This is a genomic window from Croceibacterium mercuriale (genome assembly GCF_000802385.1).
In the GTDB taxonomy this organism is placed as follows: domain Bacteria; phylum Pseudomonadota; class Alphaproteobacteria; order Sphingomonadales; family Sphingomonadaceae; genus Croceibacterium; species Croceibacterium mercuriale.
Window position 1 is genome coordinate 46,006 of sequence record NZ_JTDN01000002.1, and the last position, 13,494, is coordinate 59,499.

Annotated in this window: 13 protein-coding genes and 1 pseudogene; 2 read left to right on the plus strand and 12 right to left on the minus strand. The window is 68.8% G+C overall.

Annotation, left to right across the window (positions count from 1 at the left end):
• Nucleotides 1-6 precede the first annotated feature (6 nt).
• Nucleotides 7-822, plus strand: a complete 816-nt coding sequence (mutM, locus tag PK98_RS09840) for a bifunctional DNA-formamidopyrimidine glycosylase/DNA-(apurinic or apyrimidinic site) lyase (protein ID WP_039097504.1) — start codon at nucleotides 7-9, stop codon at nucleotides 820-822.
• Here mutM and PK98_RS09845 read toward each other — a convergent pair.
• Genes PK98_RS09845 through PK98_RS09855 form a run of 3 tightly spaced genes read right to left on the minus strand, consistent with a single transcriptional unit; the run spans nucleotide 819 to nucleotide 3,921 of the window.
• A complete protein-coding gene (locus tag PK98_RS09845; RefSeq protein ID WP_052208481.1) occupies nucleotides 819-2,135 on the minus strand; it encodes a dicarboxylate/amino acid:cation symporter in 1,317 nt (438 codons plus the stop codon). The two genes, mutM and PK98_RS09845, sit on opposite strands and share 4 nt — an antisense overlap.
• On the minus strand, nucleotides 2,132-3,292 hold the full coding sequence (gene dapE / locus PK98_RS09850) for a succinyl-diaminopimelate desuccinylase (RefSeq protein WP_052208483.1): 1,161 nt from the start codon (nucleotides 3,290-3,292) through the stop codon (nucleotides 2,132-2,134). The genes PK98_RS09845 and dapE overlap by 4 nt, the downstream gene beginning before the upstream one ends.
• Complete coding sequence (locus PK98_RS09855; protein WP_039096719.1) at nucleotides 3,262-3,921, minus strand: glutathione S-transferase family protein; 660 nt, start codon at nucleotides 3,919-3,921, stop codon at nucleotides 3,262-3,264. The genes dapE and PK98_RS09855 overlap by 31 nt, the downstream gene beginning before the upstream one ends.
• A 235-nt stretch (nucleotides 3,922-4,156) precedes the next feature.
• Between PK98_RS09855 and PK98_RS09860 the strand changes: the two genes are divergently transcribed.
• Entirely contained in the window at nucleotides 4,157-5,947 is a 1,791-nt protein-coding gene (locus tag PK98_RS09860; RefSeq protein WP_081996181.1) for a GGDEF domain-containing protein, read from the plus strand.
• Between the two features lie 10 nt (nucleotides 5,948-5,957).
• Here PK98_RS09860 and yihA read toward each other — a convergent pair whose 3' ends face one another.
• The 9 genes and pseudogenes from yihA to PK98_RS09900 form a co-directional block, all read right to left on the minus strand.
• Complete coding sequence (gene yihA / locus PK98_RS09865; RefSeq protein ID WP_039096724.1) at nucleotides 5,958-6,617, minus strand: ribosome biogenesis GTP-binding protein YihA/YsxC; 660 nt, start codon at nucleotides 6,615-6,617, stop codon at nucleotides 5,958-5,960.
• Nucleotides 6,617-8,365, minus strand: a complete 1,749-nt coding sequence (gene yidC, locus PK98_RS09870) for a membrane protein insertase YidC (protein ID WP_039096726.1) — start codon at nucleotides 8,363-8,365, stop codon at nucleotides 6,617-6,619. The genes yihA and yidC overlap by 1 nt, the downstream gene beginning before the upstream one ends.
• A gap of 52 nt (nucleotides 8,366-8,417) precedes the next feature.
• Nucleotides 8,418-8,631 (minus strand): annotated as a pseudogene (gene yidD / locus PK98_RS16385) (membrane protein insertion efficiency factor YidD).
• Nucleotides 8,632-8,636: 5 nt separating this feature from the next.
• Entirely contained in the window at nucleotides 8,637-8,993 is a 357-nt protein-coding gene (rnpA, locus tag PK98_RS09875) for a ribonuclease P protein component (RefSeq protein ID WP_039096729.1), read from the minus strand.
• 41 nt (nucleotides 8,994-9,034) lie between these two features.
• Nucleotides 9,035-9,169, minus strand: coding sequence for a 50S ribosomal protein L34 (gene rpmH / locus PK98_RS09880; RefSeq protein WP_039096731.1), 135 nt, complete (start codon nucleotides 9,167-9,169; stop codon nucleotides 9,035-9,037).
• A 72-nt stretch (nucleotides 9,170-9,241) separates the two neighbouring features.
• On the minus strand, nucleotides 9,242-9,910 hold the full coding sequence (locus PK98_RS09885; protein ID WP_052208485.1) for an ATP-binding cassette domain-containing protein: 669 nt from the start codon (nucleotides 9,908-9,910) through the stop codon (nucleotides 9,242-9,244).
• On the minus strand, nucleotides 9,900-10,595 hold the full coding sequence (modB, locus tag PK98_RS09890; protein WP_039096733.1) for a molybdate ABC transporter permease subunit: 696 nt from the start codon (nucleotides 10,593-10,595) through the stop codon (nucleotides 9,900-9,902). Before modB ends, PK98_RS09885 begins: the two co-directional genes overlap by 11 nt.
• Nucleotide 10,596: 1 nt before the next feature.
• On the minus strand, nucleotides 10,597-11,388 hold the full coding sequence (gene modA, locus PK98_RS09895) for a molybdate ABC transporter substrate-binding protein (protein ID WP_235425480.1): 792 nt from the start codon (nucleotides 11,386-11,388) through the stop codon (nucleotides 10,597-10,599).
• Nucleotides 11,389-11,429: 41 nt separating this feature from the next.
• Nucleotides 11,430-13,196: a CHASE domain-containing protein gene (locus PK98_RS09900; protein WP_081996182.1), complete on the minus strand. Its 1,767-nt coding sequence runs from the start codon at nucleotides 13,194-13,196 to the stop codon at nucleotides 11,430-11,432.
• Between the last annotated feature and the right edge of the window lie 298 nt (nucleotides 13,197-13,494).

Sequence of the window (13,494 nt, forward strand, 5' to 3'; positions counted from 1 at the left end):
CAGGTCATGCCGGAACTGCCAGAAGTCGAGACCACGATGCGGGGACTGTCCCGCGTGCTGGAAGGCGCCCGGCTGGAACGGGTGGAGCCGCGCCGCCCGGACATGCGCTTCCCGTTCCCGCCCGACCTGGTGCAGGCGCTGACCGGCGCGACGGTCACCGGGCTGGGACGGCGGGCCAAATACGGGCTGATCCACACGGACCGGGATCGCACGATGATCTTCCACCTGGGGATGAGCGGGCGCTGGCGGATCGATCCCGATGAGGTCGGCAAGCATGACCATCTGCTCCTGGCCACCGGCGATCACCTGCTGGCGCTGTGCGATCCGCGCCGGTTCGGCTTCGTGTCGCTGGCCGATACGCCCTTGCTGGCGGACTATCCCGCCTTTGCCGCGATGGGGCCGGAACCGCTCGGCCCCGAACTGACCGCAGCGCACCTGCATGCGGCGTTTGCCGGCCGCAAGCAGGCGATCAAGCTGCTGCTGCTGGATCAGCGCATCGTCGCGGGGCTGGGCAACATCTATGTGTGCGAGGCGCTGCACCGGGCGCGGATCGATCCGCGCAAGGCCGCAGGCGCCGTGTCGCGGGCGGCGCTGGTGCGGCTGGTGCCGGCGATCCGCGCGGTGCTGGAGCTGGCCATCGAACAGGGCGGATCATCGCTGCGCGACTATGCCCATCCCGATGGCCAGCTGGGCTACTTCGCCAGTTCGTTCACCGTCTATGATCGGGAGGGCGAACCATGCCTGCGGGATGACGGCGCCACCATCACCCGCATCGCGCAAGGCGGGCGCAGCACCTGGTTCTGTTCCCGCTGCCAGCGCTAGGCCGGCACCACGTCCTTCTCCGACAGGGTGGAGATCACCTGCGCGGCGACCAGGTCGCCCACCACGTTCAACGCCGTGCGGCACATGTCCAGGAAGCGGTCGACGCCCAGGATCAGGCCGATGCCTTCGGGCGGCACGCCGACGCTGGCCAGGATCAGCGCGACCACCGGCAGCGATCCGCCGGGCACGCCGGCCGTGCCGATGCCGGCCAGGATCGCCACCAGCATCACGAACAGCTGGTCGCCCAGGTTCAGGTCCACGCCGAAGAACTGCGCCAGGAACAGCACCGTGACGCCTTCGAACATGGCGGTGCCGTTCTGGTTGGCGGTGGCGCCGATGGTCAGCACGAAGCGGGCGACGCGCGGCGGCAGCTTCAGCTCGGTATCCGCGATCCGGAGCGCGGTGGGCAGCGTGGCGTTGGAGCTGGCAGTGGAAAAGGCCATGATGCTGGCCTCCCGCGTCTCCCGGAAGAAGGCGACGGGGCTCTTCCTGGCGACGAATTTCAGGATGGCGGAGAACACGCCGAACATCTGCAGGCCGAGCGCCAGCACTACCACCGCGACATAGGCCGCCAGCTTGAACAGCAGGTCCCAGCCGAACTGGGCGGACAGATTGAACATGAAGCAGAAGATCGCGATCGGCGCCAACTGGATGACGATGCCGATCAGCCGCATGGCAATCTCGAACAGGCCCTCGATTCCGTCCTTCAGCGATGCGGTGCGGCGGGTCTGCACCAGCAGCATGCCGATGCCGAACACCAGTGCGAAGAACATCACGGCCAGGATGTCGTTGTCCGCCATGGCGGCGATGATGTTGCTGGGGACGATGGCGATCAGCTGGGCGATGCCCGGCTGCGTTTCGGAACTGGCGGCGACGATGCTGGCCGCGCCCTGCCCGCCCTGCGCCAGCAGCTCGCGCGCGGCGACCGGGTCCACGCCGTCACCCGGGCGCAGCACGTTGACCAGCAGCAGCGCCAAGGCCACGGAGATGGAGGAGACAATGATCGTATAGACCAGCGTCCGCAGGCCGATCTTCTTCAGCGCGCGGATCTCGCCCATCTCGGCCACGCCGATCACCAGCGCGCTGAACAGCAGTGGTATCACCAGCATGAACAGCAGCCGCAGGAACACCTGTCCGATCGGGCCGGTGACATAGGTCACCACGTTCTCGATCCAGGCGGCGCCCGGCGTCAGCGTGTACGCCGCCAGCCCCGCCGCCAGCCCCAGGACGAAGCCGAGCAGGATGCGCCATTGCAGCTTCCCGTGGCCGATCGGGGCGGCTTCGGCCGCGATCTGTTCGGCGTCGGTGCTCATGCTGCAACTCCAGGTTCGAGGGCTGCCGCGGCGACGCGGCGGTAGATGTTGGTCAGCGCATGCAGGTCGTCCAGCGCGACCGCTTCGTCCCGCTTGTGCATGGTGGCGTTGTTCAGGCCCAGCTCGATCACCGGGCACAGCGCGGTCAGGAACCGGGCATCGGATGTGCCGCCGCTGGTGGAGGCTTCCGGCACCAGCCCGACTTCCGCCTGCACGGCATCGGCCACCAGTTGCGAGAAGGCGCCGGGCGCGGTCAGGAACGGTTCGCCGGAGATGACGGCGCGGGCCGTGCCGCCATGTCGCGCGGCGATGGCGGCAACGCGGTCGGCCAGCGCCTGCCCGGTATGCAAATCGTTGAAGCGGATGGAGATGCGCGCGCTTGCCCGGCCCGGGATCACGTTGGTCGCCGGATTGCCGATGGCGATCTCCGTGATCTCCAGGTTGGACGGCTGGAACCAGTCGGTCCCGCCGTCCAGCACCAGCGCGTCCAGTTCGGCCAGCAGGGCGACCAGCCGGGGTGCGGGATTGTCCGCCAGATGGGGATAGGCAACATGCCCTTCCCGCCCGGCGACCTCCAGCCAGAGATTGACCGATCCGCGCCGGCCGATCTTCATCGTGTCGCCCAGGCGATGGACGCTGGTGGGTTCGCCGACCAGGCACAGGTCCGGGCGGATCGCACGTTCGCTCATCCAGGCGATCAGGGCGCGGGTGCCATGAATGGCCTCGCCCTCCTCGTCCCCCGTGATGATCAGGCTGATGGTGCCGGCGTCTGCCGGGATGCTGGCGCAGGCGGCAACGAAGCAGGCAATCGCACCCTTCATGTCCACCGCGCCGCGGCCATACAGCAGCGGTCCGCGCACTTCCGGCACGAAGGCATCACCGGACCAGCCCTCGCCCGCAGGCACCACGTCGAGATGACCGGCAAAGGCGAAGTGCCGGCTTCCGGGCGGACCCGGGCGAATGGCGAGGCAGTTCTCCACCGCGTTACCGGCGATGAAGCGATGACAGGTGAAGCCCAGCGGCACGAGCATGGATTCCAGTGCGTCGAACACCGGCCCGCGCGCCGGCGTCACGCTGGCGCAGGCAAGCAGGCGGGCGGCAAGCTCCGGGGCGGCAGGCAGGGTGGTCAAGCCACCTCGAACTGTTCGATGACCCATTCCTCCGCCTCGGCCGCGGCGATCCATTCCTGCATCCAGGCATGATCCCACACCGCCTGCATGTACGCCTGCGCAAAGCCGGGCACGCCGATGCCGTAGGTGATGAAGCGGCTGATCACCGGCGCGTAGAAGATGTCCGCCGCGCTGAACGATCCGAACAGGAACGGTCCGCCGGCGCCGAAGCGCGCACGTGCCTCCGCCCACAGGCCCAGGATGCGCACGATGTTCTCCCGTGCCTCGTCCGTCAGGGTCAGGCCGGTGATGCGGCGGCGGATGTTCATCGGGCACAGCCGGCGCAGCGGCAGATATCCGCTGTGCATTTCGGCGACCATCGCCCGCGCCATGCCGCGGGCCGCGGGATCCTTGGGCCAGAACCGTTCGCGCCCGACCTTGTCGCTGAGATATTCCAGGATGGCGAGCGAGTCCCATACGACCACGTCATCGTCCCACAGGACAGGCACCTTGCCGGCGGAGGGCTGGAACTCGCCATCCAGGCGCTTGGTCGCCTGCCAGTCGTCGCCGTCGATATGAACGGTCAGCTCCTCGAACGGCAGGCCAGCCTGGCGCGCGGCCAGCCAGCCGCGCAGCGACCAGCTGGAATAATTCCTGTTGCCGATGATCAGCTTCACGCAGGCCTCCGCTGCAATTCGCGCCCCCGCGCAACCTGTGCGCACCCGCCCGGGTCAGCCCGGTCGGTGCCACACCTCCTAATCACCCGCATCGCCGCTTGTCGAGGTGGAACAGTTACCCGAAGCACGGCATTATCGAACGGATGTTGCAGCGCGGCGCGTTTCTGGTCGTGCGCTAACACCCTCTTTACCGCACCGGAGGTATGGACGTGGCGGGTGGGCCAGCGGGGGCTTTATGGATATTGCGGTATCTGCGCAGGGCGATGCGCCATCGGCCGACACGGGCAAGGCAGGCATAGCATTCCGGCCCGTTGCCGGCATGGGCACCCTGGCCGTCCATGGCTTCGCAGCGCGGCCACCCGCGCCGGGCCTGCCTGTCGGCGCGTGGCTGCAGCAGGCGATCGACCGGTTCGTGGCGGCAGGGCTGGCGCCCGGCACCCGGCTGTTCTGCCCGCTCGATCCCCGCAGCCTGGATGATGCCACCGTGCCCGCCCGGCTGGCAGCGCTGGCCGTGCGGCACGGCCTGCCTGCCGGCGACCTGGTGCTGGAGCTGTCGGGTGCGCAGCAGAAGCTGTCCCCGGCACTGGTCCATCGGCTGGCGGAGTGCAACCTGCGGGTGGCGCTGGCCGGCTTCGGCTGCGGCTGCGGGGAGATGGAGTGCCTGTCGGGCGCCAGCCCTGATTACCTGACGCTGGATCCGCATTTCACCACCGGCATCGCCGGCAACACGCGGGCGCAGGCGGTCGTCGCCAAGCTGATCGGGCTCGGTCATGCGCTGGGTGTGCCGGCCATCGCCACCGGAGTGACGACGGAAGCGGATTTCCGGATGCTGCGCGAACTGGGCTGCAACATGGCGGAAGGTGATCTGATCGGCGGCGCCGCTGCCATGCCGGGGGCGACCGGCTCTGTCACCCTGGCCAAGCGGCTGGGACGCGGAGCCGCCATACCGCCGCGGATCGCCGACCTGATGATGGCCGTGGAGCCGCTGTCAGCCCACGACACGCTGACCGATGTCGTGGGCCGGTTCCGCCAGGGTGTGCAGCTGGGCCTGCTGCCGGTGGTCGACGAGGCCGGCCGGGTGCTGGGTGCGGTGTTCGAGCGCGACCTGCGCACATACCTGTTCAGCGATTTCGGCGCCGCGCTGATCGAGAACCGCGGCTTGCGGCGCAGCGTGGCGGACCTGATCCGGCCGTGCCCGGTGGCGGAAGCGACCGCCGCGATCGAGGCGATCGTGGAAAGCTACATGGTCGCCCCCGACGCACGCGGGCTGGTGCTGACACAGGACGGGCGACTGGCCGGCATGATGAGCAGCCACAACGTCCTGCAACTGACCAGCGAGCGCGCGGTGGCCGATGCGCGCGACCGCAACCCGCTGACCGCGCTGCCGGGCAACGCCTCCATCCGCCGGTATCTGTCCCGCTCCGGCGTGGGCACGCCGCACACGGTGATCTTCTTCGACTTCGACAATTTCAAGGCGTTCAACGACGCTTACGGCTTTGCCGAGGGCGACCGGGTCATCCTGCATTTCGCCGATGTGCTGAAGGCCGCAGGCCGCGATCATGGCGGCTTCGTCAGCCATGTGGGCGGCGACGATTTCTTTGCCTGCTTTCCGCTGGAAGAGGCAGCCGCCGACCTGGTCACGCGCCGGCTGCTGCACGCCTTCCGCCTGCGGGCGGAGGCGCATTACAGCCCCGAGCACCGCATCGCGGGCGGGTTCCGCGGCAAGGACCGGTATGGCGAGCAGCGCTTCTTCCCGCTGATCCGCGCGGCCGCGGTGCTGCTGCACCTGCCGGCGGAGCGGCCCGAAGTCGACCCGGACGCGATCGTGGCCGCGCTGGCCCACGGCAAGAGCGCTGCCAAGGCCAGTGTGGAAGGACTGCACCGGATCAGTCTGGAGATGCTGCTGGGTGGCCAACGGACCCAGGGCGCCGAATGGCCGACGACCGGCCGGCAGGGTCCACGGTCCGGCTTCGTGGCGGAACCGCGGGCGCCCTACTTCGCGCCAGCCGCGGCGCGCGCGCACTGAACCCGGCGGTTCAGCGCTGCATGGCGTCCGCCAGGATGGCGGCGCGCAGTTCGGCGATGCCCATGCCCTTTTCCGCGCTGGTGACGTGCAGCTGCGGGTAGGCAGCCGAATGCTTGCGCGCCTCCGCCGCGACTGCCGCGCGGGTCGCCTCCAGCTCGCTGGCCTTGACCTTGTCCGCCTTGGTCAGCACCAGCCGGTAACCGACAGCGGCCTCGTCCAGCATCTTCATCATTTCCAGATCGGGCGGCTTCACGCCGTGGCGGCTGTCGATCAGCACCATCGTGCGGCGCAGCACGGTGCGACCCATCAGGAAGGTGCGGACCAGCTCCTTCCAGCGTTCCACCACCTTCACCGGGGCCTTGGCAAAGCCGTAGCCGGGCATGTCCACCAGCCGCAGCTGCACCGGATCGCCGACTTCGAAGAAGTTCAGCTCCTGCGTGCGGCCCGGCGTGACGGAGGCGCGCGCGATCGACTTGCGGCCGGTGACCGCATTGATCAGGCTGCTCTTGCCCACATTGGACCGCCCGCCGAACGCCACTTCGGGGAAGTCCGGCTCCGGCAGGAATTGCAGCTGCGGGGCCGAGAGCAGGAAGTCCACCTTCCCGGCAAACAGGCGGCGCGCCTGCTCGACCAGTTCGGGCGGCAGTTCAGGGGGGACCAGCTGTTCCATCAGGAGCCCTTCTTCGCCTCGGCCGCCAGCGCCTTCTCCGCGCGATCACGCGCCATCGCCTCCTTCAGCTGCGGGTTGCGGGCGTAGAGGTAGCGCTGCTGCGCCAGGGTCAGGATGTTGCTGGTGATCCAGTAGATCAGCAGGCCGGCGGCGAATGGCGCCATCACGAACATCAGCACCCATGGCATGATCATGAAGATCTGCTGCTGCGTTGGATCCATCGCCTGCGGGTTCAGCTTGAACTGCAGCCACATGGTGATGCCGAGCAGCACCGCGAGCACGCCGATCGCAAGGAAGCTGGGCGGATCGAACGGCAGCAGGCCGAAGCCGTTCAGGATGGTCGCCGGATCGGGTGCGGACAGATCGCGGATCCACAGCACGAACGGCTTGTGGCGCATCTCGATCGCGATCAGCAGCACCTTGTACAGCGCAAAGAAGATCGGGATCTGCAGGAAGATGGGCAGGCAGCCGGCCAGCGGGTTGACCCCTTCGGCCCGGTACAGCTTGCCGATTTCCTGCTGCAGCTGCGCGCGGTCATCCTTGTAGCGTTCCTGCAGCGCCTTCATCTTGGGCTGCACGGCGCGCATCTGCGCCATGCTGGCAAACTGCTTCTGCGCCACCGGGAACATCAGCCCGCGGATGATCACGGTCAGCAGGATGATGGCCACGCCGAAATTGCCGGTCGCGTCGAACAGGGTCCGCAGCAGCCAGAAGATCGGCTTCATGAACCAGCGGAACCAGCCCCAGTCGATCGCCAGGCCGAAATTGGTGATGCCGCCATCCTCGTAATGATCCAGCACCTCGCTTTCCTTGGCACCGGCGAACAGCCGTGTGGTGCGGCTGGCCTGCTGCCCGGGGGTCAGCGTGACAGGATCGTAGATCAGGTCTGCGCGGTAATCGGCATTGCCCAGCGACCGGAATGTCCCGGTGACGCGCGCGCCATCCTGCGGGATCAGGGTCGACAGCCAGTAGATGTCGGTGAACCCGATCCAGCCGGTGGTGCCTGCCGGATCCGCCGTGCCGGCCTCGTCCACATCGTCATAGTTCCAGGAGAAATCGACGGAGCCGTTGAACAGGCCGATCGGACCCGAATGCACGTTCCAGGTGCTGGCACTGGCGGTACGGCTGGTGCGGTTGATGAAGGCATAGGGCCGCACGGCCACCGGGCCGGCGCCGGCATTGCCGATCGTCTGGCGCACGGTCAGCATGTAGAATTCATCGATGTCGAAGCGGATCGTGAAGACCTGTCCCTGCCCGTTGTTCCAGGTCAGCGTGACAGGGCGGCCGGGCGCGAGCGGCCCGCCACTCGCCTGCCACACCGTATTGGCGGAAGGCACCGCGACGCCTTCGCCGACCCAGCCGAACTGTGCGAATTGCTGCGTCGGTGTCCCGCCGGGCGCGAACAGGCGCACCGGGCCGCTGTCGCGCTCCACCGTATCGCGGTGGGTCTTGAGCGTGATGTCGTCGATCCGAGCGCCGACCGGGTTGATGGACCCGGCCACCTCGGGCGCATCGATCCGCACGCGATCGGCACTGGCGACGGCGGTCTGGACGTCCTGCACCCGCATCTCGCCGGTGGTCGGCTCAGGCACGCCCGCGTTGACGGCGGCGCGCTGGACCGGCGTGTCGGCGGTCGGGGTGACCGGAGCGGGCGCATCGGGATAGATCCGGCCCATCGCGAAATCGAAGCCGAGCAGCAGCACAAGGCTCAGCAGGACGGCGATGATCAGGTTACGCTGGTTGTCCAAGACGTTGAATCGCTTTCACTTATGGTGGTGGCGATCGGGCCCTTGCAGTGCCTCAGGGCACCGGATCGTGGCCGTGACCCCCCCAAGGGATGGCAGCGCATTAGCCGCTTGGCCGCCAGCCATCCACCCTTGATCGCGCCGTGGCGTCCCAGCGCCTCGATTGCATACTGGCTGCACGATGGCTGGAAACGACAGGTGGGCGGCAGGATCGCCGACGGGCCGAGCTGCCAGCCGCGCGCCAGCAGGATCAGCAGCCGGGCCGGCAGGCCGCTCACCGGCGCGGCTTCGTGCGCGATTTGCGGGGCGGATCACCCTTGCCGGCAGTCGCCCGGTCGAGGGCGATGGCGAGTTCGACGCCCAGCTGGGCAAAGTCCCGCTCCACCCCGCCGTCGCGACCGATCAGCACATGATCATGGTCGGCGAGGCCCGCATCGGGCAACGCCGCGCGCAGCAATTCGCGGAAGCGGCGCTTCATGCGGTTGCGCACCACCGCATTGCCGATCTTCTTGGTGACGGTGATACCATAGCGGATGCCCTGCCCGCCATTCGGACGGCTGAGCAGCACGAAACCGGGGCGCGCAACACGCAGGCCCCGGTTGGCGGCGACAAAATCCGCGCGCCGCGTCAATACGCTGATGGAGCGGGGCTGCGCGCCCCGCCCGTCCCCGTTCAGGCGCAGAGCACCTTGCGGCCGCGACGGCGACGCGCGGCCAGGATCTTGCGACCGCCCGGGGTCGCCTTGCGCGCGAAGAAGCCATGACGGCGCGCACGCACAAGGTTGCTCGGCTGGAAAGTGCGCTTCATCTCGAATAACCCCGATCTTGCAAAACAGCAGGCGGCCGCCAATCGATATGGCAGCCGGACAGGCGCGGGCGGTTACGCAAAGGCCGTGCGGGAGTCAAGCACCGGGGGCTGGTCGGGTGTCGCCAGATGCAGCACATGGCCGGCCAGCCGCTCCACCTCCGCCGCCGCATGGCTGATCAGCAGTATGGGCACCGGCAGGGTATCGCGGATGCGTTCGATCAGATCCAGCAACGCCGCCACACGCGCACCGTCCAGCGATGCGGTCGGCTCGTCCAGCAGCAGGAAGCGTGGACCCGACAGCAAGGCCCGGCCGATCGCTACCCGGCGCACCTCCCCGCCGGACAGGGTGGCCGGCCGGCGGTCCAGCAGATGCCCGATGCCCAGCAGTTCCACGACCTCGCCCTGCCCGATCCAGCCATCGTCTGCGCGCGCCAGCCGCGCGCCATAGGCAAGATTGCCGGCAACGCTCAGATGCGGGAACAGCCGGGCATCCTGGAAGACATAGCCGGCGCGGCGCCGATTCGGCGGCAGGTCGATGCCGGCCGCGCTGTCGAACAGGACCTGCCCGTCGACCACGATCCGCCCGGCGGCCGGGCGCCGCAGCCCCGCGATGCAGTTGGCGATCGTCGTCTTGCCCGTGCCCGATGCCCCCGTGATGGCGCAGAGGGCAGCATCGGACTGCAGCCGGATGCCGGCCCCGAGCGCACCCAACGGGTGGCGGAGCGTGACTTCAAAATGCATGGGCCTGCCCGTTGCCGCCGCGTCGTACCAGCCATTCGGACGCGACCAGCGCCCCCACCGACAGGATGATGGAGATGGTCGCCAGCCGCGCCACGGCGCCATCGCCGCCGGGCAGTTGCAGCCCGGAATAGATCGCCAGCGGCAGGGTGCGAGTCTCGCCCGCGATGTTGCTGGCAAAGGTGATGGTGGCGCCAAACTCCCCCAGGCTGCGCGCGAACCCCAGCATCGTGCCTGCCGCAATCCCCGGCGCGCTGAGCGGCAGGGTAATCGTGAGCAGCGCCCGCAACCGGGAGGCGCCTAGCGTGCGCGCTGCCTCCACCAGCCGGCGATCCACCCCCTCGATCGACAGGCGCATGGCCCGCACCATCAGCGGCAGCGCCATGATCGCGGCGGCCAGCGCCGCGCCAGTCCAGCGGAACACCAGCGTGATACCGAAGGCGGCCTCCAGCCAGTTGCCGATCGGGCCGGCGCGACCGAACAGCAGCAGCAGCAGCCAGCCGGTCACCACCGGGGGCAGGACCAGCGGCAGATGGACCAGCGCGTCCAGCAGCACCCGGCCGGGGAAGCGCCGGCGGGCGAGCAGCCAGGCGAGCAGCCAGGCGACCGGCAGCGTCAGCACCACCGCGGTCAGGCTGACGCGCAGCGACAGTCCGATCACCGTCCATTCGGCAGCCGTGAGCCCCAACCTACCCGCCCGCCGGGCCCAAGCCGCGCGCCGCCAGGATGCGCTGCCCCTCCGCGGAGGCCAGGAAGTCGAGAAAGGCGGCGGCATCAGGGTTCGTGGCGGTGTTCGGCACCGCCGCGGGATAGCGGATCGGCGGATGGTCGGCGGGCGCGAAGCGGTGGATCACCCTGACAGCCGGAGAGGTGCGCGCATCGCTGGCATAGATGATGCCCAGCGGCACCTCGCCCCGTTCGACCAGCGCCAGCGCGGCCCGGACGTTCTCCGCCGGAACGATGCGCGGGGCGACCCGGGCCCACCATCCCGTCGCCTGCAATGCCGCCCTGGCATAGCGGCCGGCCGGCACCGCGTCCGGATCGGCCAGTGCCAGCCGGCCATCACGCAGCGCGACAATCGCGGTGGCGGCGCTGCCAGGCCGGGCCACCAGCACCAGTTCGCCGGTGGCGATTATGCGCCGGCTGCCGGCACGCAGCAGGCCGCGCGTTGCCAGGTAATCCATCCATTGCTCGTCCGCGGAGATGAACAGGTCGGCCGGGGCGCCTGCCTCCACCTGCCGCGCCAGCGCGCCCGAGCCGGCGAAGGACAGGCGAGGTGACGGGTGCCCGGCGGCGGCCCATGCTTGGCCCGCGTCGGTCAGCGCCTCCTGCAGACTGGCGGCGGCCAAGACCACCGGACCTTCGGCACCGTCCCGTTCTGCCGATAGCGAGCACGCTGTCAGCAGCAGGCAGAAGGTGGCCAGCACCAGGGTCGCGAGCGCATGTGCGGCGCCCGTCAGGCGCGAGGTCGGGTGGATCACGGACAAGGCTCTATCTGCCGGGATCTGGCAGGTCCAGCCGCTCAGCTGTCCCGGCGTGCCTGGGGCCGCATGGCCGCCGCACGGGCGCGCATCTCGAACTCTTTCGGCTGCCGGACCGGGATGGTCAGCATGCAGCGCACGCCCTCCGGATCGAAGGTCAGCTTGACCGGGTTCTTCAGCTCGGCGGCGACGATGCGCTCGATCAGGTCGGAGCCAAAGCCGCGCTTGCGCTGCTGCGCCACAGGCGGGCCGCCGCTTTCCTGCCAGTCGATGCGGATCAGCGAATCGGAGATCAGCCGCCAGTGCAGCGTCACCTTGCCGCCGGCCCGGCTGAGCGCGCCATACTTGGCGGCGTTGGTCGCCAGTTCGTGCGTGGCAAGACCCAGCGACAGCGCCTCGTTCGGTGCCAGTGCGACATCCGGGCCCGCCAGGTCGATCTCGTGATCGCTGGCATCGGCATAGGGCAGCAGCTCCGCCTCCATCACCGCGCGCACCGGGGTGGTGCCCCATTCGGATTGCGTCAGCAGGTCATGCGTGGCGGACAGCGCCCGGATCCGGCCATCCAGCCCGTCGGCGAATTCGTCGAGCTGCGTCGCGCGGCGACGGGTCAGCGCGATGATCGACAGGACGTTGGCCAGGGTGTTCTTGACCCGGTGGTTCAGCTCGCGCGTCAGCGACATGCGGATGGAGGACTGCTCCTCGAACCATTGCAGGCGCTTCTCGTCCTGCAGCGCCTGCTTCGTCAGCAGCCGCACCAGCTGCACCAGCATGGTGGCGATCACCAGGCCGAAGATGATGATGGCCATGGACAGCCCAGACAGGCCACGCTCCTTCGCGGTGCTGACCTGCAGCACCCACGAATTGTTGGCGATCGACATCAGCTCGGTCACCTGGTCCCCGCCATCATCATCCGGGCCGCTTTCGGCCATCAGGCGGTCGGGGGTAGCCGTCCCGTCATACAGCCGCACGCTGGTGACGCTGCCATCCTCCAGCTCCATCGCGCTTTCCAGGAAGTCGTCGGCATTGAACGGGCTGTAGATGAAACCGCGCAGGCGGCGACCGCCAACCGTTCCTTCGAACACCGGCATGTAGATCAGGAAGCCGGGCGCGATGGAGCCGGACTGTTCCTGCCGCAGCACAACCTTGTCGCTGGCGGTCGGGCGGGCCGTTCGCTCCGCCTCCAGCATGGCAGCGCGCCGGATCGGATCGGAATACATGTCGAAGCCCAGTGCCCGGCGATTGCGTTCGGTATCGGGCTGCAGGAAGGTCACCGGAATGGCGAACACCTGATCATGGGCCAGTCGGGGCGTGATGTCGGTGACGCCCGGCGCCTGCGATGCCAGCACCTCCCGGAAGGCCGGCAGCTCGGCACGCTGCACCACCTGGGCCCAGCCGATCCCTTCCGCGCCGCGATAATCCGCATCCAGGCGCAACTCGCTGACGAAGCGGCGGAACCGCTGGGCCGAGGCGGCATCTTCCATGCTGGCCATCAGGGCCGCGCCGGCGCGAAGATAGGCGCTGCTGGCATTGGCCCGGCGTTCAAGGGCCGCGGCAATGGAGCCGGCCCTGACGCGCAGCTGCGCGGCCTCGCGGCCCTGCTCGCCCTTCTGGACCGAGACAACCGCGACGATGGTGATGGCGCCGATCAGCAGGAAGATGGCAAGCGGCACGGCCCGGGGGAAGCGGATCAGCCAGCGTCGCGCGGCCTGCCGGCGCGCGTCGGACGACAGGAGCGGCCCTCGCGCCCCGTTACCGGGGCCGAGCCGCTGCTGCAGGTACGCGATGGTGCTGTTCCACAAACCGATCATCGCACCGCGTTGGCAATCCTTGCAAGCCGCCTGTTCATGCGCAGGAGGCACGTCATGTTCGGGACGTCGCGCGGCACGGCACGCGGCCGTCCATCACCCCCGGCGCATATGGGAACCGGATCGATGCCATTCCGTTCCACACCGTCAGCGGAAAGTTTGTTCCGCCGATTGCGCTTGCGCATGTCCGTCAGGTGGCGGAGGTGACAGGCACATGGGGCATTGGGGTTGATCCTTTGGTGGGGCGGGTGAATATCAAGCATGGTTGGCGCTGAGAAGAAAGACTCGCTGATGGCGGGCC

Bases quoted from the DNA above. Each gene is read 5' to 3' on its own strand.
- mutM (WP_039097504.1), top strand. From the start codon at position 7: ATGCCGGAACTGCCAGAAGTCGAGACCACGATGCGGGGACTGTCCCGC.
- PK98_RS09845 (WP_052208481.1), bottom strand. From the start codon at position 2,135: ATGAGCACCGACGCCGAACAGATCGCGGCCGAAGCCGCCCCGATCGGC.
- dapE (WP_052208483.1), bottom strand. From the start codon at position 3,292: ATGGGTCATCGAACAGTTCGAGGTGGCTTGACCACCCTGCCTGCCGCC.
- PK98_RS09860 (WP_081996181.1), top strand. From the start codon at position 4,157: ATGGATATTGCGGTATCTGCGCAGGGCGATGCGCCATCGGCCGACACG.
- yihA (WP_039096724.1), bottom strand. From the start codon at position 6,617: ATGGAACAGCTGGTCCCCCCTGAACTGCCGCCCGAACTGGTCGAGCAG.
- rpmH (WP_039096731.1), bottom strand. From the start codon at position 9,169: ATGAAGCGCACTTTCCAGCCGAGCAACCTTGTGCGTGCGCGCCGTCAT.
- PK98_RS09885 (WP_052208485.1), bottom strand. From the start codon at position 9,910: ATGCATTTTGAAGTCACGCTCCGCCACCCGTTGGGTGCGCTCGGGGCC.
- PK98_RS09900 (WP_081996182.1), bottom strand. From the start codon at position 13,196: ATGATCGGTTTGTGGAACAGCACCATCGCGTACCTGCAGCAGCGGCTC.